Source organism: Pseudomonas sp. S3_E10 (genome assembly GCF_054667615.1).
Genome location: NZ_CP162743.1, coordinates 3,535,786 through 3,553,945, shown reverse-complemented (window position 1 = coordinate 3,553,945; position 18,160 = coordinate 3,535,786). Strand labels below are relative to the sequence as shown.

Sequence of the window (18,160 nt, the reverse complement as noted above, 5' to 3'; positions counted from 1 at the left end):
ACAGCCACGCAAAAAGCGTTTGGTGGTAAGCTCGCGCACCATGAATATCTACAGCTCTCGCCCTGTTGTTCTCTGTCTCTCCGGCCATGATCCCAGTGGTGGCGCCGGCTTGCAGGCAGATATCGAAGCCCTGCTCGCGCAGGGTTGCCACGCGGCTCCGGCCGTCACCGCGCTGACCGTGCAGAACACCGTCAATGTCAGCGATTTCCGCGTGCTCGACCGCGAGTGGGTGCTGGCCCAGGCCAATGCCGTGCTGGGCGACTCCGAAGTGGCGGCGGTCAAGCTGGGCATGCTCGGCTCCACCGCGATGGTCGACACCGTGGTCGAACTGCTGCAGGCGCACCCGCACCTGCCGGTGGTATGCGACCCAGTGCTGCGGGCCGGCGGCGGCGGCAGCCTGGGCAAGGATGAAGTGGGTTACGCCATGCGCGAGCGGCTGCTGCCCTTGTCGCTGATCGCCACGCCCAACCTACCCGAAGCGCGCATCCTTGCCGAACTGCCGCACGGCACGGCGGACGAATGCGCCGACAAGCTGCTGCCGTTTATCAAGCACCTGTTGATCACCGGTGGCCATGGCGATGAGCATGAAGTGCATAACCGCTTGTACAGCCGCGATGGCACGCGCCAGACCTTTACCTGCCAGCGCCTGCCGGGCAGCTATCACGGTTCGGGCTGCACGTTGGCCAGCGCCCTGGCCGGGCGGATCGCCCAGGGCGAAAGCCTGGCCAGCGCGGTGCAATCGGCGCTCAACTACACTTGGCGCACCCTGCGTGACGCCGAGCAACTCGGGCAGGGCCAATTTGTACCGCGCCGCCTGCCACTGGATTTCTGCTCCTGATACCGAGAGGCCTGCACGATGAAATTACGTGGCCTTTACGCCATTACCGACAGCCAACTGTTGGCCGGCAAATTCCTCGCCTACGTCGAAGCGGCGCTGGAAGGTGGCGTGACCCTGCTGCAATACCGCGACAAAAGCAGCGATGACGCCCGGCGCCTGCGTGAAGCGCAAAAGCTCAAGGAGTTGTGCGCGCGCTATAAAACCCAGCTGATCATCAACGACGACGCCGAATTGGCCGCGCGCCTGGGCGTCGGCGTGCATCTGGGCCAGACCGACGGCCCATTGACGCCAGCCCGTGCGCTGCTCGGGTCCAAGGCGATCATTGGTGCCACCTGTCATAGCCGGATCGAACTAGCCGAGCAGGCCGCACAGGAAGGCGCCAGTTATGTCGCCTTCGGTCGCTTCTTCAATTCCACGACCAAGCCCGGCGCCCCGGCCGCCACCGTTGAAATGCTGGCCGATGCGCGCAAGCGCCTGCACCTGCCGATCTGCGTGATCGGCGGCGTCACCCTGGAGAACGCCGAACCCCTGGTGGCCCACGGCGCCGACCTGCTCGCGGCGGTGCACGGCCTATTCGGTGCCGACACCACCCAGGAAGTGACGCGCCGCGCCCGCGCCTTTAACGACCTTCTTAAATATTCAGTTTAGAGAGCCCGCACATGTCACGTTCCGAAACCCTGTTTGCCAATGCCCAGAAGCACATCCCCGGCGGTGTGAACTCGCCCGTGCGTGCGTTCAAAAGCGTCGGCGGCACGCCGTTGTTCTTCAAACATGCCGAAGGCGCCTACGTCACCGACGAAGACGACAAACGCTATGTGGACTACGTGGGTTCCTGGGGCCCGATGATCCTGGGCCACAGCCACCCGGACGTGCTCGATGCGGTGCGCAAACAGTTGGAACACGGTTTGTCCTATGGCGCGCCGACTGCCATGGAAACCGAAATGGCTGACCTGGTGTGCTCAATCGTGCCGTCGATGGAAATGGTGCGCATGGTCAGCTCCGGCACCGAAGCCACCATGAGCGCGATCCGCCTGGCGCGCGGTTTCACCGGCCGCGACAGCATCATCAAGTTCGAAGGCTGCTACCACGGTCACTCCGACAGCCTGCTGGTCAAAGCCGGCTCCGGCGCGCTGACGCAGGGCGTGCCAAGCTCGGCCGGCGTGCCGGCGGCGTTCGCCAAACACACCCTGACCCTGCCCTTCAACGACATCGGCGCCGTCGAGCAGATGCTCAGCGAAGTGGGCCAGGAGGTGGCGTGCATCATCGTCGAGCCGGTAGCCGGCAACATGAACTGCGTACCGCCGGCGCCGGGCTTCCTCGAAGGCCTGCGCGCGCAGTGCGACAAGCATGGCGTGGTGCTGATTTTCGACGAAGTGATGACCGGTTTTCGTGTTGCCCTCGGCGGCGCCCAGGCGCACTACGGCGTCACGCCGGACCTGAGCACCTTCGGCAAGATCATCGGCGGCGGCATGCCGGTCGGCTGCTTCGGCGGCAAGCGCGACATCATGCAGCACATCGCGCCGCTGGGCCCGGTCTACCAGGCCGGCACCCTGTCCGGTAACCCGTTGGCCATGGCCGCCGGCCTGACCACCCTGCGCCTGATCAGCCGCCCGGGCTTCCATGCCGAGCTGACCGACTACACCACGCGCCTGCTCGACGGCCTGCAACTACGTGCGGATGCAGCCGGTATCCCGTTCGTCACGACCCAGGCCGGCGGTATGTTCGGCCTGTACTTCAGCGGCGCCGACGATATCGTCACGTTCGATGACGTAATGGCCAGCGACGCCGGCCTGTTCAAGCGCTTCTTCCACCTGATGCTGGAAGGCGGTGTGTACCTGGCACCAAGCGCCTTTGAAGCAGGCTTTACGTCAATCGCCCATGGTGATGCCGAGTTGAAACTGACTCTGGATGCCGCTGAACGCGCGTTCGCAGCCCTGAAATAAACAGCCGCGCAGGTTTGACACCGCCCATGCGGTGTCAAATTTGCTACCTTGCTTACAGATATTTCCCTATTTGTCTGAGAATTCACCTGTAATCCGGCAGATAACTTGCCTGACCAGCAGAAAAACGAGTAAAGACTTTGTAAGCAGGGGCCTGCTTATTTCATAATGCGCGCTTATTGGACCCTACGAGGGTCCGCGTGCCCCGTCAGAGGTAAGTCGATTCCCATGAAACGCACCGGCCGCACCCTGGTTCTGGGCTGCCTGTTGCTCCTTCAGCCGCTGCTGGCACATGCACAAGCAGGCGGCAACTCGTTGTTAATCCCAGCGATGGGTCGTTGCACCCTCAATACCCAGCCGGACAGCCAGGCCGAAGCCCTGAGCGCGTGCCAGAAGCAGGCCGACGGTGGGGATGCGCAGGCGCAATACGAGTTGGGCGAGTACTACCACGACAGCAAAAACCCCGCCCGTGACCTTAACAAGGCCTTGAGTTACTTCGAGAAAGCCTCGTTGCAGGGCCACGCCCAGGCACAGTTCCAGCTCGGCACCATGTTCTTCAAAGGTGAAGGCGTACCGGCCAATAACGTTCAGGCGTACATCGTGCTGAAAATGGCCGCGGTCAACGGCGCCGAAGACGCGCTGGACACCGCCGACGAGGTCGCCGAGCACATGCAACGCGATGAACTGGAAGTGGCGACCCAGGTGCTGGGGCAGATTTTCCGCAACTACCTGCAGGAATTGCAGAGCGCCGATGGGCGCTCGCCCTTCTCGCCCCTGCCCTGACCCACCAGCCTTACTTCTCAGGCATCGGCATCGGAAACGGCATGACATTGCTCACGCCCCGCGCCTCGCTGATTTTCGGCGTGCCCAGGCGCTCCACTTCGTCGATGCGCACAATTGAATGCATCGGCACAAAACTGCGCACAACGCCTTCGAACTGAGCCTTGAGCTTTTCTTCGCCCGGGTCGACGACCAACTGGGTGCGCTCGCCAAAGACGAACTCTTCCACCTCCAGGAAGCCCCACAGATCACTTTGATAGATCTGCTTGGCGTACATTTCGAACACCTGGCCCTGGTTGAGGAAAATCACCTTGTAGATTGGAGCTTCACGTTTGGTCATGGTGGGCGAATAACACATCGGGGATATAAAAGAGGGCGCGAACTATAGCATGGCACCCGATGCACAACGCTAGGAACCAATGGGCATGCCCCCTATAATGCGCGGTTCTTTACCACCAGTTGACGATTCCCATGGCCAAGAAGCTTTATATCGAAACCCACGGTTGCCAAATGAACGAGTACGACAGCTCGCGCATGGTTGATCTGCTGGGCGAACACCAGGCCCTGGAAGTCACCGCCCGCGCCGAAGATGCCGACGTGATCCTGCTCAATACCTGCTCGATCCGCGAACGGGCCCAGGACCGTGTGTACTCGCAACTGGGTCGCTGGCGTGAACTGAAACTGGCCAACCCGGACATGGTGATCGCTGTCGGCGGTTGCGTGGCCAGCCAGGAAGGCGCCGCCATCCGCGATCGCGCCCCCTACGTAGATGTGGTGTTCGGCCCGCAAACCCTGCACCGCCTGCCGGAAATGATCGACGCCGCCCGCGTTACCAAGCTGCCGCAGGTTGACGTCTCGTTCCCCGAAATCGAAAAATTCGACCATTTGCCCGAGCCACGCATCGACGGGCCAAGCGCCTATGTGTCGGTCATGGAAGGTTGCAGCAAGTACTGCACGTTCTGCGTGGTGCCCTACACCCGTGGCGAAGAAGTCAGCCGGCCGTTTGACGACGTGCTGTCGGAAATCATCCACCTGGCCGAAAACGGCGTGCGCGAGGTGACCCTGCTCGGCCAGAACGTCAACGGCTATCGTGGCCAGACCCATGACGGGCGCCTGGCCGACCTGGCGGAACTGATCCGCGTGGTGGCGGCGGTGGACGGTATCGAACGCATTCGCTACACCACCTCGCACCCGCTGGAGTTCTCCGACAGCCTGATCCAGGCTCACGCCGAGGTACCGGAACTGGTCAAGCACCTGCACTTGCCGGTGCAATCGGGTTCGGACCGCATTCTGTCGGCGATGAAGCGCAACCACACGGCCTTGGAATACAAATCCAAACTGCGCAAGTTACGCGCAGCGGTGCCGGGCATCTGCATCAGTTCGGACTTTATCGTCGGCTTCCCCGGCGAAACCGAGAAAGACTTCCAGCAAACCATGAAGCTGATCGAAGACGTTGGTTTCGACTTTTCCTACTCGTTCGTCTACAGCCAGCGCCCAGGCACACCGGCGGCCGACCTGCTGGACGAAACACCGGAGGCGCTGAAGAAGGAACGGCTAAATGCGCTGCAACATCGCTTGAACCAGCAGGGCTTCGAGATCAGCCGACAAATGGTCGGTTCGATCCAGCGCATTCTGGTGACCGATTACTCCAAAAAAGACCCCGGTGAATTGCAGGGCCGCACCGAGAACAATCGCATCGTCAATTTCCGCTGCGACAACCCGACCTTGATCGGCCAGTTTGCCGATGTGCATATCGATGCGGCGCAACCGCACTCGTTGCGCGGCTCGCTGGTGCAATAAATGTGATCCAGTGTGGCAGGGGGCTTACTCCCGATAGCGGTGTGTCAGTATCAAATGTACTGACTGCCCCATTGCTATCGGCAGCAAGCCCCCTCCCACATTGGAACCGTGCAGCATTGCGATGACGTAAGTGCTTTCGCACCCGCGCCACTGGCGTTATTCTCTCTTTCACATCAACAGCCAAAGGGCGGCTAAAAGCGACCTTGAACGCACCCATAGTAGAACCCCATCGTTTTCTCCTCGAGCCGTTTGAGGCTCGCCGTTTCGCCAATCTGTGCGGACAGTTCGACGAGCACCTGCGTCTGATCGAACAACGCCTGAGCATCGAGATCCGCAACCGCGGCAATCAGTTCGAGCTTATTGGTGAACCCCAACACACCACGTCCGCAGAGAACCTGCTGCGTCGTCTCTATCGCGAGACCAAAGGCAGTGAACTGTCGCCGGAAACGGTGCACTTGTACCTGCAAGAGTCCGCCGTGGAAGACCTGGCCAACAATCCCGTGGCCGAAGCCAGCGTGGCCCTGCGCACCAAAAAAGGCATGATTCGCCCTCGCGGCTTGAATCAGCAGCGCTACGTCAAGGAAATCCTCGGCAACGACATCAACTTCGGCATCGGCCCGGCCGGTACCGGCAAGACCTACTTGGCCGTGGCCTGCGCGGTCGATGCCCTGGAGCGCGAGCAAGTACGCCGCATCCTGCTGGTGCGCCCAGCGGTTGAAGCCGGTGAAAAGCTCGGCTTCCTGCCCGGCGACCTGGCCCAGAAGATCGACCCGTACCTGCGCCCGCTCTACGACGCGCTCTACGAGATGCTCGGCTTCGAATACGTGGCCAAGCTGATCGAGCGCCAGGTGATCGAGATCGCCCCGCTCGCCTACATGCGCGGCCGTACGCTGAACAACAGCTTCATCATCCTCGACGAAAGCCAGAACACCACCGTCGAGCAGATGAAGATGTTCCTGACCCGCATCGGTTTCGGCTCCACTGCCGTGATCACCGGCGACATCACCCAGGTCGACCTGCCCAAGGGCACCAAGTCGGGCCTGGGCCAGGTGATCGAGGTGCTCAAGGACGTGCCGGGCATCAGCTTTACGCACTTCATGCCCAAGGACGTGGTGCGCCACCCGTTGGTGCAGCGCATCGTCGAGGCCTACGAGCGCTTCGAACACCGTGATGACGGGCTGTCAAAGGACGTTCGCCGCGATGCTTGAGCTAGACCTGCAGCTTGAAAGCACAAAGCCCGCCCCCAGCGAAGCGCAGTTTCGCCAATGGTGCGAGCTGGCCCTGCGCCAGCGCAGCGCCGACTCGGAACTGACCATCCGCCTGGTGGACGAGCCAGAAGGCCGCGAACTCAACCACACCTGGCGCCAGAAGGACTACGCGACCAACGTGCTGTCCTTCCCCGCCGACGTACCCGATGAGTTACTGGACATTCCCTTGCTGGGCGATCTGGTGATCTGCGTCGCGGTCGTCGAGCGTGAGGCGAAGGAGCAAAACAAGGAACTTGAAGCCCACTGGGCTCATCTAGTCATTCACGGTTGCTTGCATCTCTTGGGTTACGACCATATAGACGATGAGGAAGCCGAGGAAATGGAAGCACTGGAACGAACGTTGCTTGCAGAACTGGGTCATCCCGACCCGTATGCAGCTGACGAAGCTTGAACATCACCTACTAACTGTAACGATAAAGGATTCAGAGTAATCGCTATGAGCGAAGACCGATCGAGCAACGGGCAGAAGTCGTGGCTGGGTAAACTGACCCAGGCTTTTGCCCACGAGCCGAAAAACCGCCAGGAGCTGCTGGAGCTGCTGCGCGAGGCCCATCAGAACAAGTTGCTGGACAGCGAAGCGCTGGCCATCGTCGAAGGCGCCATCCAGGTGGCTGACCTGCAAGTGCGTGACATCATGGTCCCGCGCTCGCAGATGATCAGCATCAAGGCGACCCAGACTCCACGGGAGTTCCTCCCGGCCGTGATCGACTCGGCGCACTCGCGCTACCCGGTCATTGGTGAAAGCCATGACGACGTCATGGGTGTCCTGCTGGCCAAGGACCTGCTGCCGCTGATCCTCAAGGAGAACGGTGACAGCTTCAACATCAAGGACCTGCTGCGTCCGGCCACGTTCGTCCCCGAATCCAAGCGCCTGAATGTGCTGCTGCGCGAATTTCGCGCCAACCACAATCACATGGCCATTGTGATCGACGAATACGGCGGCGTGGCGGGCCTGGTGACCATCGAAGACGTGCTGGAACAGATCGTCGGCGACATCGAAGACGAACACGACGTCGAAGAAGACAGCTACATCAAGCCGCTGCCCAGCGGTGACTTCCTGATCAAGGCGCTGACGCCGATCGAGAACTTCAACGAGTTCTTCGACAGCGAATTCTCCGACGATGAGTTCGACACCGTTGGCGGCCTGGTGATGAATGCGTTTGGCCATCTGCCCAAGCGTAACGAAACCACCGAGATCGGCGCCTATCGCTTCCGCATCCTGAATGCGGACAGCCGCAGGATCCACTTGATTCGCCTGACACCTATTGCCCGCTAAGGACTGACATGCGCCGTTTGATCGCACCCGGCTGGCCCGGTAACTTGCTGGCCGTGGTGGCCGGCGCCATCACCACCCTGGCGCTGGCGCCGTTCGATCTGTGGCCGTTTGCACTGGTGGCGGCGGGATTGTTCTACGTGGGCTTGCGGGAACTCACCCCGCGTCAGGCGCTTGGCCGTGGCTGGTGTTTCGGTTTCGGCCTGTTTGGCGCCGGCACCAGTTGGATCTACTACAGCATTCACCACTTCGGTGGCGCTTCGGTGCTGCTGGCTGGCTTTTTGATGCTGTTGTTTACCGCCGCCATCGCCTGGTTCTTCGCCCTGCCAGCCTGGTTATGGGCACGCTGGTTACGTCGCAATGAAGCGCCGTTGGCGGATGCGCTGACGTTCGCCGCGTTATGGGTGGGCCAGGAAGCCTTTCGCGGTTGGTTCCTCACCGGTTTCCCGTGGTTGTATTCCGGTTACAGCCAACTCGATGGCCCGCTCACCGGCCTGGCGCCCGTGGGCGGCATGTGGCTGATTTCCTTTGCCCTGGCACTCACGGCCGCCTTGCTGTGCAACCTGCCGCGCCTGCTGGCCGCCAAGCGCAATGCTTTTATCGGTGCGGGCCTGGTGCTGTTGGTTGCGCCGTGGGCTATCGGCTTGGCCCTCAAGCATCACGCCTGGACCAGCCCTTCCGGCGCCCCACTCACCGTGGCGGCCATTCAGGGCAACGTCGAACAAAGCATGAAATGGGACCCGCAGCAGCTCAACGCGCAATTGGCCCTGTACCGCGACATGAGCTTCACGTCCAAGCCCGTCGACCTGCTGGTTTGGCCGGAAACCGCCGTGCCGGTGCTCAAGGAATCGGTAGAGGGCTACCTGGGCATGATGGGCAAGTTCGCCGCCGACCGGCATACCGCGCTGATCACCGGGGTACCCATTCGCCAGGAAGTGCATCATCAGAAGCGCTACTTCAACGGCATCACCGTGGTGGGTGAAGGCGACGGCACCTACTTGAAGCAGAAACTGGTGCCTTTCGGTGAGTACGTACCGCTGCAGGACATGCTGCGCGGGCTGATCGCCTTCTTCGATCTGCCGATGTCGGACTTCGCCCGCGGCCCCGCTGACCAGGCCATGTTGCAGGCCAAGGGCTATCAGATCGCGCCGTTCATTTGCTACGAAGTGGTGTACCCGGAATTCGCCGCCAGCCTCTCGGCCCAGAGCGACCTGCTGCTGACCATCAGCAACGACACCTGGTTCGGCCGCTCGATCGGTCCGTTGCAACATTTGCAAATGGCGCAGATGCGCGCGCTGGAGGCCGGCCGCTGGATGATCCGCGCCACCAATAATGGCGTGACCGGGCTGATCAACCCGTTTGGGCAGATCACGGCGCAGATCCCGCAGTTCGAACGCGGCATCCTGTATGGCGAAGTAGTGCCGATGCACGACCTCACGCCGTACCTGCAATGGCGTTCGTGGCCGTTGATTATTGTGTGCCTGGTGCTGTTTGGCTGGGCGCTGCTGGCGGCCCGGATGGCCAAAACTGTCTGACTCAATGTGGGAGGGGGCAAACCCCCTCCCACATTTTTTGCATTTTAATCAGTAGGGTCAGCGATAGAACAACCGATAACCCACCTGCCCCACCGCCTCGTTGATCAACTGCCCGCTCTGCCACACCGCCTTGAACTCCGGCATCCAGCCGCCCAGCGGCCGGGCGTTGTCCACGCCCAGGAACCCCACAGGCGCCGGCACCACGGTGAGGCCAGCCTTTTCAAAACTCCAAACCGCCCGCGACATGTGCCAGGCCTGAGACACAACCACCACGCGCTTGACGCCCGCCGGCAATAGGATTTCAGCGCTCATCTGCGCGTTTTCCCAGGTGGTGCGGCTGCGCTCTTCCTTCCAGCGCACGCTCACGCCGAAATCGTCCTGCATCGACACCGCCATCAACTGCGCCTCGCTGGGCGGCGTACCGTAATGCAAGCCGCCTGTGGTGAGCACCGGCAACCCGGAGGCCTTGGCCAGTCGCGCGGCATAGCGCTGGCGCTCCAGGCCGACACCGGTAGGCTGGTCGCTGCCCCACGCCGGGTCCCCACGCTCGCGCCCCGACCCCAGCACCACAATGGCGTCGGCACGCTGCGCCAGTGTCGCCCACTGCTCGGGCGCCAATGGCGGCTCGGTCTCCAGGGCACGCGCGCCCCACTCCACCATCACCGGCAAACTGACCAACCACATGCCGCCCAGGCCCAAGGCGAAGCAACAGCCCGCCAACCGTGGGCGACTGCGGCGAAACCACCAGGCAAACGCCAGCAGCAGCAAAAGAATGCCGGGCGGCAGGAGCAGTTGTTTGATGAAGTAACGAATAGGCATCGGGCATCTCCAAAGATGCCCGAAGCCTAAGGTGTAACGGGGTTTAGCGACAATCTTTACAGTGACATACACGCGGGTGCGGCTGCGCGGGGAGTGAATTACTTGTAGCGGGCGGACCGGAGTGTTTCCGGGCCACGGCCGGCCGGCAAGTCCTTGAGCCACACCACCTTGGCAGAGTGCGTGGGCTCTTTGGCTGGCGGGGTTGCCACCCAGGGAGGCGCACTGCGCTTGTTGCGTTCCAGATAAGCCTTGATCAACTCCAGCTCCGCGCGGCTCAACCCGCGCAGTTCCAACTCCACAGGCCGCTCATCACGCAATCGGCCCGCAGTCCTCGCTGCATCCAATGCACGACCCAATCGGTCGATCAATCCTTCGTAGATTTCCGGTTTCGTTGCGGTTCGCTGCGATTCAACCATCCCCTCACCTCATTGAAGAAAGACTTGCTCCCCAATAAACAGCGTAGTCCCCGTGGCTGCGCCTGCCTGGCGCCGCGACAGACGGCCTCGACCGCGCAATCAGGGTTTCCCTCGATAGAGTGGGGTCATGTATGCTACGGCGCTTCCTGTAACTCCACTTCCCGCAAGGTTTGGGCACGGACGCGCCGCTTTTTGGTGTCGATCTACCTGGACAATGCTCCGAAGAGGATTAGGCCACCCCTATTCAGTTCAAAAGTAGCCATGCACGAACAATATCAGCCCCGTGAAATAGAAAATGCCGCCCAAACCTTCTGGGACGAGCAAAAGTCCTTTGAAGTCAGTGAACAGCCGGGCAAGGAGACTTACTACTGCCTATCGATGTTCCCTTACCCCAGCGGCAAGCTACACATGGGGCACGTGCGCAACTACACCATCGGTGACGTGATTTCCCGTTACCAGCGCATGCAAGGCAAGAATGTCCTGCAACCCATGGGTTGGGACGCCTTCGGCATGCCGGCGGAAAACGCCGCGATGAAAAACAACGTAGCTCCCGCCAAGTGGACCTACGAGAACATCGCCTACATGAAGACCCAACTGCGCAGCCTGGGCCTGGCGGTGGACTGGTCCCGCGAAGTGACCACCTGCAAGCCGGACTACTACCGCTGGGAGCAATGGCTGTTCACACGCCTGTTCGAAAAAGGCGTGATCTATCGCAAGAACGGCACCGTGAACTGGGACCCGGTCGACCAGACCGTACTGGCCAACGAACAGGTGATCGACGGTCGCGGCTGGCGTTCCGGCGCGGTGATCGAAAAGCGCCAGATCCCCATGTACTACTTCAAGATCACCGCCTACGCCGATGAGCTCTTGTCGGGCCTCGATGACCTGCCGGGCTGGCCTGAACAGGTCAAGACCATGCAGCGCAACTGGATCGGCAAATCCAAGGGCATGGAAGTACAGTTCCCGTACAACGTCGACTCGATCGGCGAGGCCGGTGCCCTCAAGGTCTTCACCACCCGCCCGGATACCCTGATGGGCGCGACCTACGTCGCCGTGGCCGCCGAACACCCGCTGGCCACCCAAGCCGCACAGAACAACCCTGAGCTTGCCGCGTTCATCGCCGAATGCAAAGGCGGCAGCGTGGCCGAAGCCGACGTCGCCACCCAAGCGAAAAAAGGCCTGCCGACCGGGCTGTTCGTCGAGCACCCATTGACGGCGGAGAAACTGCCGGTATGGGTCGCCAACTACGTGCTGATGCACTACGGCGATGGCGCCGTCATGGCCGTACCGGCCCACGACGAGCGCGACTTCGAATTCGCCACCCAGTACAACCTGCCGATCAAATCGGTAGTGCGTACCAGCTCGGGCAACACCAACCCGGCCCCGTGGCAGGACGCCTACGGCGAGCACGGCACTTTGATCAACTCCGGCGAGTTCGACGGCCTGGACTTCCAAGGTGCCTTCGACGCCATCGAAGTGGCGCTGATCAAGAAAAACCTCGGTGCCTCGCGCACCCAGTTCCGCCTGCGCGACTGGGGTATCAGCCGCCAACGCTACTGGGGCTGCCCGATCCCGATCATCCACTGCGACACCTGCGGCGACGTGCCGGTACCGGAAGACCAACTGCCGGTCGTGCTGCCGGAAGACGTGGTGCCGGACGGCGCCGGTTCGCCACTGGCGCGCATGCCTGAGTTCTACGAGTGCAGTTGCCCGAAATGCGGCGCGCCGGCCAAGCGTGAAACCGACACGATGGACACCTTCGTCGAGTCGTCGTGGTACTACGCGCGCTACGCCTCGCCGCACTACGAGGGCGGCCTGGTCGAGAAATCCGCGGCCGACCATTGGCTGCCGGTGGATCAGTACATCGGCGGTATCGAACACGCCATCCTCCACCTGCTGTACGCGCGCTTCTTCCACAAGCTGATGCGTGACGAAGGCCTGGTGACCTCCAACGAACCGTTCAAGAACCTGCTGACCCAGGGCATGGTGATCGCCGAGACTTACTATCGCCGCGAAGCCAATGGCGCCTACACCTGGTTCAACCCGGCGGATGTCCAACTTGAGCGCGACAGCAAAGCCAAGGTCATCAGCGCCAAGCTGATCGCCGACGGCCTGCCGGTGGAAATCGGCGGCACCGAGAAGATGGCCAAGTCGAAGAACAACGGCGTCGATCCGCAGTCGATGATCGATCAGTTCGGTGCCGACACTTGCCGCCTGTTCATGATGTTCGCCTCGCCGCCCGACATGAGCGCCGAATGGTCCGACTCCGGCGTCGAAGGTTCGCACCGTTTCCTCAAGCGCGTCTGGCGCCTGGCGCACGCCCATGTCAGCCAGGGCCTGCCGGCCAAGCTGGACGTGGCGGCCCTGAACGACGAGCAGAAAGCCATTCGCCGCAGCACTCACCTGGCCATCAAGCAAGCCAGCCAGGACGTGGGCCAGAACCACAAGTTCAACACCGCCATCGCCCAGGTGATGACCCTGATGAACGTGCTGGAAAAAGCCCCGCAGGTCACCGAACAAGACCGCGCACTGGTACAGGAAGGCCTGGAAACAGTCACCCTGCTACTGGCGCCGATCACGCCGCACATCAGTCACGAACTGTGGAACCGCCTGGGCCACAGCGACGCGGTCATCGATGCGCGCTGGCCGGTACAGGATGACAGCGCCCTGGTACAGGACACGCTGCAACTGGTTATCCAGGTCAACGGTAAACTGCGTGGCCATATCGACATGCCGGCCAGCGCCAGCCGCGAAGAAGTCGAAGCGGCCGCACGCTGCAACGAGAACGTGCTGCGCTTCACCGAAGGCCTGACGATCCGCAAAGTGATCGTGGTGCCTGGCAAACTGGTCAATATCGTCGCTAGCTAATCGGATCGGGCGCAGGGCTTGAGCCCTGCGCCGAACAAAGCCTTCAGGGCCTCGATAAGGCCCACATGGTTTCAAGGGGAGCAACAAAATGATCAAACGCAACCTGCTGGTTATGGGCCTGGCCGTACTGCTGAGCGCTTGCGGCTTCCAGCTGCGCGGCACCGGCACTACCGACCTGACGATCAAGGAACTGGACGTCAGCGCCCGCGACGCCTACAGCGAGACTGTCACCCAATTGCGCCAGGTCCTAAAAAGCAGCGGCGTGCACGTCTACACCGGCGCGACCTACAAGCTGTTCCTGGCCAACGAGAAAGAAACCCAGCGTAACCTGAGCTACGCCAGCGCGGGGCGTGCGTCCGATGTCGAAGTGAGCACCGAACTGAACTTCGAGATCCAGGGCCGCGACCATCAGCCATTGATGGGTGACAAGATCCAGATACAAAAAATCGTCAGCCACGACGGTAACAACCTGGTGGGTTCGGATTCCGAAGTCACCCAGGTTCGCAAGGAAATGCGTCGCGAGCTGGTGCAACGCCTGGTCCTGCGCCTGTCGATGCTGACCCCGGAACAACTCGAAACCTTGCAGCAAGCGGCTGACAACAAGGCCAAGGCTGATGCCGACGCGTTGAAGGCCGCCAAAGAGTACGAAGACAACACGCCGAAACAATCGCCTGTTGAAGTCCCTGTCGAGTAAGCCAGACGGGGCGCCACAGGCGCCCCGTTCGCCCTGCCTATGAAACTCGCACCCGCCCAACTCGCCAAACACCTGCAAGGTGGCCTTGCGCCCGTCTACATTGTCAGCGGAGATGACCCGCTGCTGTGCCAGGAAGCCGCGGACGCCATCCGCCTTGCCACCCGCCAACAAGGCTTTGATGAACGCCAGGTGTTCAGCGCCGACGCCAGTTTCGACTGGGGCACGCTGCTGCAAGCCGGCGCGAGCATGTCGCTGTTTGCCGAAAAGCGCCTGCTGGAACTGCGCCTGCCTTCGGGCAAGCCCGGTGACAAAGGCGCGGCGGCCTTGATGGAATACTGCGCACGCCCCGCGGACGACACAGTGCTGCTGATCAGCCTGCCCAAGCTCGACGGCAGCGCGCAGAAAACCAAGTGGGGCAAGGCCCTGGTGGAAGGGACACAGACCCAGTTCATCCAGATCTGGCCGGTGGACAGCAATCAGTTACCGCAATGGATTCGCCAGCGCCTGTCGCAATCGGGGCTGTCCGCGACTCAAGACGCGGTCGAGCTGATCGCGGCCCGGGTCGAAGGCAACCTGCTTGCCGCCGCCCAGGAAATCGAAAAGCTCAAGCTGATGGCCGAAGATGGGCAGATTACTGTCGAAACCGTCCAGGGCGCCGTGGCAGACAGTGCGCGTTTTGACGTGTTCGGGTTGGTGGATGCGATCCTTAACGGCGAACCCGCGCATGCCCTGCGCATGCTCGAAGGCCTGCGCGGCGAAGGCGTGGAGCCACCGGTGATTCTCTGGGCCTTGGCGCGCGAGTTACGGGTGCTGGCCAATATTTCCCTGCAATACAGCCAGGGAACGCCGCTCGACAAGTGCTTCAGCCAGGCCAGGCCGCCGGTATGGGACAAGCGCAAACCCTTGATGAGCAAAGCCCTGCAACGGCACTCGGCGCAACGCTGGGCGCAGCTCTTGCTGGAGGCTCAGCGCATTGATGCGCAGATCAAGGGCCAGGCGGCCGGTTCGCCATGGATGAGCCTCAGCCGTTTGTCGCTGCTGATGGCCGGTCAGCGCCTGGCACTGCCTGCCGAGTAACCTCAAGACAACTGCCCCTTCTACATTTTTGATTGTGTTTACCATTCATGGGCTTTACAGCGACCTGACTTAGGCAGATTATTTGCGCCGTTCAAACCACCCCATGAGAGTAATCAGCATGAGCAAAAAGCCATCCAAGCATGGCCCCAACAAGGCCAAATCCATCATCGCCCAGCCACTGTTCCGCAGCCGTCAGGAACGCGCCGGCAAGGGCAAAGGCAGCTACCGCCGCGAAGCCTTCCAGTCTAATAGCTGGGAGGCTTCTTACTTTCTGGCTGCCTGAAGGCAAGCGCCCCTCTGGCATGATAAGGTCTGTACCTGATTTGTAATCCCTGGACCTGTGCATGCCCTCTAGTCTTTCTCGTCGTTGGCACCTTCGCCAACTGATCGCTGCCTCCAGCCTCATTCTGCTTGTCGCCTGCGCCGAAAAACCCACCGCCGCCGACGCCCAACCACTCCCCAAGCTCCAGGCCGCCCCGGTGGTAGCACCCGCTGTCGTAGCCCCGCTGGCCGTGGACAATCTCGATATCCAACCGACCCAGACTTTCGCCGAATGGCAGGCAGGCTTTCGCGTGGATGCGCTGAAAGCCGGGATTACCCCAGCCGTCTTCGATAACGCCTTCGCCAACGTCACCCCGGACATGGCGGTGATTCGTGCCGACCGCAGCCAACCGGAATTTTCCCGCCCTGTGTGGCAATACCTCGACGGCGCCCTGTCACCAGTGCGTGTGCGTAACGGCCAGGCACTGCTGATCAAGTACGCCGACATCCTGCAAAGCATCGAGCAACGTTATGGCGTGGACCGCCAGGCGCTGGTGTCGGTATGGGGCATGGAGAGCAACTTCGGTCAGTTCCAGGGCAATAACTCAGTGATCCGATCACTGGCGACCCTGGCCTATGAAGGCCGTCGCCCGGCATTTGCCCAGGCGCAACTGCTGGCGGCGCTGCAGATCATCCAGCACGGCGACATCCAGGCCGACCAGATGAAAGGCTCCTGGGCCGGTGCGATGGGCCAGACGCAATTTATCCCGACCACTTACAACACCCACGCCGTGGATTTCGACGGCGACGGCCGCCGCGACATCTGGAACAGCCCAGCCGACGCCCTCGCGTCTACCGCGCACTACCTGCAAAGCTCCGGCTGGCAGAAAGGCCAGCCGTGGGGCTTCGAGGTGCAACAACTGCCAGCGAACTTCGATTACGCACTGGCCGACGGTGGCGTGCGCAAAAGCGTAGCCGAATGGCTGAAACTGGGCATCCAGTTGCCAGCCGGGGCCAGCCTGCCGCCCAACGTCGACCAACTGTCGGCCGCCCTGCTGCTGCCTGCGGGCTACCGTGGCCCGGCCTTCCTGGTATTGGATAACTTCCGGGCAATCCTCAAGTACAACAACTCGTCGTCCTACGCGCTGGCCGTTGGCCTGCTGTCGGAGCGGTTTGGTGGCGGTGGTGTGATTCGCGGCGATTGGCCCAAGGATGAGCTGCCGCTGAGCCGCTCCCAGCGTATCGATTTGCAAACGGCGCTCAGCGCCAACGGCTACGACGCGGGTAACCCGGACGGGATTATCGGCGCCAATACGCGTAAGGCGATTCGTGCGGCGCAGCAGGCACTGGGCTGGCCGGCGGACGGGTATCCAACGGTGAAATTGCTGGAGTCGTTGCAGGGCCGATAGATTGGCTTATGACGCCTACTGCTATCGGGAGCAAGCCCCCTCCCACATTGACCGCATCCACAGTGCGCGCGTCCATGTGGCAGGGGGCTTGCCCCCGATGCGGTTCAGCAGTCAGCAACCGATTCAGGACCTCACGACCACGTCCTGCTCCAACACCACCCGCTGCTCCCCCGCATCCAACCGCACCTGCGCGCCCAGCGGCAACGTCAGGTTCGGATCACAATGCCCGCTGCGCCAGCCGGACAACACCGGAATGCGCAGCGGCGCGAAGGTCTGTTTCAGCAGCCGCTGCAACGCGGCGTTATCCACACCGGCAACATCGCCCACCAGCACACCGGCGATCTGAGCGAACTTGCCCGACAGGTGCAGATGCGTCAGCAAGCGGTCGATGCGGTAGATCGGCTCGTTAACGTCTTCGATAAACAGAATGATGCCTTCAGCGTCGATTTCGTAAGGCGTGCCCATGACGGCCGCAATCATCGACAAGTTGCCACCCAGCAAGCGCCCACAGGCGATGCCCGGCTCAAGGGTGGTCAACGGGTAGGCAACCGGGTGCGCGAGCACACTACCGGCGCCAAGGTCACCGCGTAGCAGGCTGAACAGGGATGACTCGGTGGGGGGCTGTTTGTTGCCCAGCAGATCGGCATTAAGCATCGGGCCGTGAAAGGTCACGAACCCGGCGTAGCGGTTGATCGCCAGGTGCAAGGCGGTGATGTCGCTGTAGCCCACCAATGGTTTGGGGTTGGCGCGCAGCAGGTCGAAATCCAACGCGTCGAGCAGCCGTGGCGTGCCGTAGCCACCACGCAGGCAGAAGATCGCATCGATATCGGGATTGGCGAAAGCGGCATGCAGGTCGCGCAGGCGCACTGCATCGCTGCCGGCAAGATACCCGTCGCGCTCGTAGACGCCAGGAAAGATATGCAGGTCGTAGCCGCGGGCGCGCATCCATTGCCCGGCCTTTTCAACGTCCAGCGCGGCGGGGCCGGCGGGCGCGATCAGTGCGATGGTGCCTTCAGCACGAAGGGCTGGAACGGCGGCGGTCATACACAACTCTCCCTAATTAACGCGCAACGAAATGTGGGAGGGGGCTTGTTCCCGATAGCGGTGTATCAGTGACAGATAAGTGCCTGACACCCTGCTATCGGGGGCAAGCCCCCTCCCACATTGGATCTGCGGTGTGGC

General features: G+C 61.8%; 18 protein-coding genes. 14 read left to right on the top strand and 4 right to left on the bottom strand.

The window, feature by feature from the left end; translation table 11 throughout:
• The first annotated feature begins 40 nt into the window (after window positions 1–40).
• The 4 genes from AB4N98_RS16255 to AB4N98_RS16240 all read left to right on the top strand — a co-directional run bounded on the left by AB4N98_RS16255 (window position 41) and on the right by AB4N98_RS16240 (window position 3,561).
• A complete protein-coding gene (locus AB4N98_RS16255; RefSeq protein WP_017528918.1) occupies window positions 41–838 on the top strand; it encodes a hydroxymethylpyrimidine/phosphomethylpyrimidine kinase in 798 nt (265 codons plus the stop codon).
• Window positions 839–856: 18 nt separating this feature from the next.
• Window positions 857–1,486 (top strand): thiamine phosphate synthase, encoded by a 630-nt coding sequence (gene thiE, locus AB4N98_RS16250; RefSeq protein ID WP_065876739.1) that lies wholly within the window; start codon window positions 857–859, stop codon window positions 1,484–1,486.
• An 11-nt stretch (window positions 1,487–1,497) separates the two neighbouring features.
• Window positions 1,498–2,781, top strand: a complete 1,284-nt coding sequence (gene hemL, locus AB4N98_RS16245; RefSeq protein WP_017528920.1) for a glutamate-1-semialdehyde 2,1-aminomutase — start codon at window positions 1,498–1,500, stop codon at window positions 2,779–2,781.
• 225 nt (window positions 2,782–3,006) lie between these two features.
• Window positions 3,007–3,561: a tetratricopeptide repeat protein gene (locus AB4N98_RS16240; RefSeq protein ID WP_017528921.1), complete on the top strand. Its 555-nt coding sequence runs from the start codon at window positions 3,007–3,009 to the stop codon at window positions 3,559–3,561.
• Window positions 3,562–3,571: 10 nt separating this feature from the next.
• Here the strand turns inward: AB4N98_RS16240 and AB4N98_RS16235 are convergent, their stop codons facing one another.
• Complete coding sequence (locus AB4N98_RS16235) at window positions 3,572–3,898, bottom strand: DUF1820 family protein (protein ID WP_003236992.1); 327 nt, start codon at window positions 3,896–3,898, stop codon at window positions 3,572–3,574.
• A gap of 131 nt (window positions 3,899–4,029) precedes the next feature.
• Here AB4N98_RS16235 and miaB point away from each other — a divergent pair, with 131 nt between their 5' ends.
• From miaB to lnt, 5 genes are all read left to right on the top strand, one after another.
• A complete protein-coding gene (gene miaB / locus AB4N98_RS16230) occupies window positions 4,030–5,358 on the top strand; it encodes a tRNA (N6-isopentenyl adenosine(37)-C2)-methylthiotransferase MiaB (protein ID WP_017528923.1) in 1,329 nt (442 codons plus the stop codon).
• A gap of 203 nt (window positions 5,359–5,561) precedes the next feature.
• The gene (locus tag AB4N98_RS16225; RefSeq protein WP_003176276.1) at window positions 5,562–6,566 is read left to right on the top strand and encodes a PhoH family protein; all 1,005 of its coding nucleotides are present in this window, start codon (window positions 5,562–5,564) and stop codon (window positions 6,564–6,566) included.
• Entirely contained in the window at window positions 6,559–7,017 is a 459-nt protein-coding gene (gene ybeY, locus AB4N98_RS16220) for an rRNA maturation RNase YbeY (protein ID WP_460148802.1), read from the top strand. The genes AB4N98_RS16225 and ybeY overlap by 8 nt, the downstream gene beginning before the upstream one ends.
• Before the next feature lie 45 nt (window positions 7,018–7,062).
• Window positions 7,063–7,902 (top strand): HlyC/CorC family transporter, encoded by an 840-nt coding sequence (locus AB4N98_RS16215; protein WP_017528925.1) that lies wholly within the window; start codon window positions 7,063–7,065, stop codon window positions 7,900–7,902.
• An 8-nt stretch (window positions 7,903–7,910) separates the two neighbouring features.
• Entirely contained in the window at window positions 7,911–9,434 is a 1,524-nt protein-coding gene (gene lnt / locus AB4N98_RS16210; RefSeq protein ID WP_017528926.1) for an apolipoprotein N-acyltransferase, read from the top strand.
• A gap of 57 nt (window positions 9,435–9,491) precedes the next feature.
• On the opposite strand, the gene AB4N98_RS16205 is transcribed toward lnt, so the two are convergent.
• Window positions 9,492–10,253 carry a YdcF family protein gene (locus AB4N98_RS16205; RefSeq protein WP_065876737.1) on the bottom strand — a complete coding sequence of 254 codons (762 nt, stop codon included), beginning with the start codon at window positions 10,251–10,253 and terminating at the stop codon, window positions 9,492–9,494.
• Between the two features lie 98 nt (window positions 10,254–10,351).
• Window positions 10,352–10,669: a hypothetical protein gene (locus AB4N98_RS16200; RefSeq protein ID WP_017528928.1), complete on the bottom strand. Its 318-nt coding sequence runs from the start codon at window positions 10,667–10,669 to the stop codon at window positions 10,352–10,354.
• A gap of 261 nt (window positions 10,670–10,930) precedes the next feature.
• On the opposite strand from AB4N98_RS16200, the gene leuS reads away from it, so the two are divergent.
• The 5 genes from leuS (at window position 10,931) to AB4N98_RS16175 (ending at window position 16,978) form a co-directional block, all read left to right on the top strand.
• Entirely contained in the window at window positions 10,931–13,537 is a 2,607-nt protein-coding gene (leuS, locus tag AB4N98_RS16195; protein ID WP_217855443.1) for a leucine--tRNA ligase, read from the top strand.
• 88 nt (window positions 13,538–13,625) lie between these two features.
• Complete coding sequence (locus AB4N98_RS16190; RefSeq protein WP_017528930.1) at window positions 13,626–14,231, top strand: LPS-assembly lipoprotein LptE; 606 nt, start codon at window positions 13,626–13,628, stop codon at window positions 14,229–14,231.
• 39 nt (window positions 14,232–14,270) lie between these two features.
• Window positions 14,271–15,308 carry a DNA polymerase III subunit delta gene (gene holA / locus AB4N98_RS16185; RefSeq protein WP_017528931.1) on the top strand — a complete coding sequence of 346 codons (1,038 nt, stop codon included), beginning with the start codon at window positions 14,271–14,273 and terminating at the stop codon, window positions 15,306–15,308.
• A 118-nt stretch (window positions 15,309–15,426) separates the two neighbouring features.
• Window positions 15,427–15,591, top strand: a complete 165-nt coding sequence (arfA, locus tag AB4N98_RS16180) for an alternative ribosome rescue factor ArfA (protein WP_003176285.1) — start codon at window positions 15,427–15,429, stop codon at window positions 15,589–15,591.
• 61 nt (window positions 15,592–15,652) lie between these two features.
• Window positions 15,653–16,978, top strand: coding sequence for a lytic murein transglycosylase (locus tag AB4N98_RS16175; protein WP_017528932.1), 1,326 nt, complete (start codon window positions 15,653–15,655; stop codon window positions 16,976–16,978).
• Window positions 16,979–17,101: 123 nt separating this feature from the next.
• Here the strand turns inward: AB4N98_RS16175 and AB4N98_RS16170 are convergent, their stop codons facing one another.
• Complete coding sequence (locus AB4N98_RS16170; RefSeq protein ID WP_460148798.1) at window positions 17,102–18,022, bottom strand: S66 peptidase family protein; 921 nt, start codon at window positions 18,020–18,022, stop codon at window positions 17,102–17,104.
• Window positions 18,023–18,160: the final 138 nt, after the last annotated feature.

What these genes read in the sequence shown, in the direction of transcription:
- AB4N98_RS16190 (WP_017528930.1), top strand. Translation starts at nt 13,626, where the DNA reads ATGATCAAACGCAACCTGCTGGTTATGGGCCTGGCCGTACTGCTGAGC.
- AB4N98_RS16215 (WP_017528925.1), top strand. Translation starts at nt 7,063, where the DNA reads ATGAGCGAAGACCGATCGAGCAACGGGCAGAAGTCGTGGCTGGGTAAA.
- lnt (WP_017528926.1), top strand. Translation starts at nt 7,911, where the DNA reads ATGCGCCGTTTGATCGCACCCGGCTGGCCCGGTAACTTGCTGGCCGTG.
- leuS (WP_217855443.1), top strand. Translation starts at nt 10,931, where the DNA reads ATGCACGAACAATATCAGCCCCGTGAAATAGAAAATGCCGCCCAAACC.
- thiE (WP_065876739.1), top strand. Translation starts at nt 857, where the DNA reads ATGAAATTACGTGGCCTTTACGCCATTACCGACAGCCAACTGTTGGCC.
- AB4N98_RS16175 (WP_017528932.1), top strand. Translation starts at nt 15,653, where the DNA reads ATGCCCTCTAGTCTTTCTCGTCGTTGGCACCTTCGCCAACTGATCGCT.
- arfA (WP_003176285.1), top strand. Translation starts at nt 15,427, where the DNA reads ATGAGCAAAAAGCCATCCAAGCATGGCCCCAACAAGGCCAAATCCATC.
- holA (WP_017528931.1), top strand. Translation starts at nt 14,271, where the DNA reads ATGAAACTCGCACCCGCCCAACTCGCCAAACACCTGCAAGGTGGCCTT.
- hemL (WP_017528920.1), top strand. Translation starts at nt 1,498, where the DNA reads ATGTCACGTTCCGAAACCCTGTTTGCCAATGCCCAGAAGCACATCCCC.
- AB4N98_RS16170 (WP_460148798.1), bottom strand. Translation starts at nt 18,022, where the DNA reads ATGACCGCCGCCGTTCCAGCCCTTCGTGCTGAAGGCACCATCGCACTG.
- AB4N98_RS16235 (WP_003236992.1), bottom strand. Translation starts at nt 3,898, where the DNA reads ATGACCAAACGTGAAGCTCCAATCTACAAGGTGATTTTCCTCAACCAG.
- AB4N98_RS16240 (WP_017528921.1), top strand. Translation starts at nt 3,007, where the DNA reads ATGAAACGCACCGGCCGCACCCTGGTTCTGGGCTGCCTGTTGCTCCTT.
- AB4N98_RS16205 (WP_065876737.1), bottom strand. Translation starts at nt 10,253, where the DNA reads ATGCCTATTCGTTACTTCATCAAACAACTGCTCCTGCCGCCCGGCATT.
- ybeY (WP_460148802.1), top strand. Translation starts at nt 6,559, where the DNA reads ATGCTTGAGCTAGACCTGCAGCTTGAAAGCACAAAGCCCGCCCCCAGC.
- AB4N98_RS16255 (WP_017528918.1), top strand. Translation starts at nt 41, where the DNA reads ATGAATATCTACAGCTCTCGCCCTGTTGTTCTCTGTCTCTCCGGCCAT.
- AB4N98_RS16200 (WP_017528928.1), bottom strand. Translation starts at nt 10,669, where the DNA reads ATGGTTGAATCGCAGCGAACCGCAACGAAACCGGAAATCTACGAAGGA.
- miaB (WP_017528923.1), top strand. Translation starts at nt 4,030, where the DNA reads ATGGCCAAGAAGCTTTATATCGAAACCCACGGTTGCCAAATGAACGAG.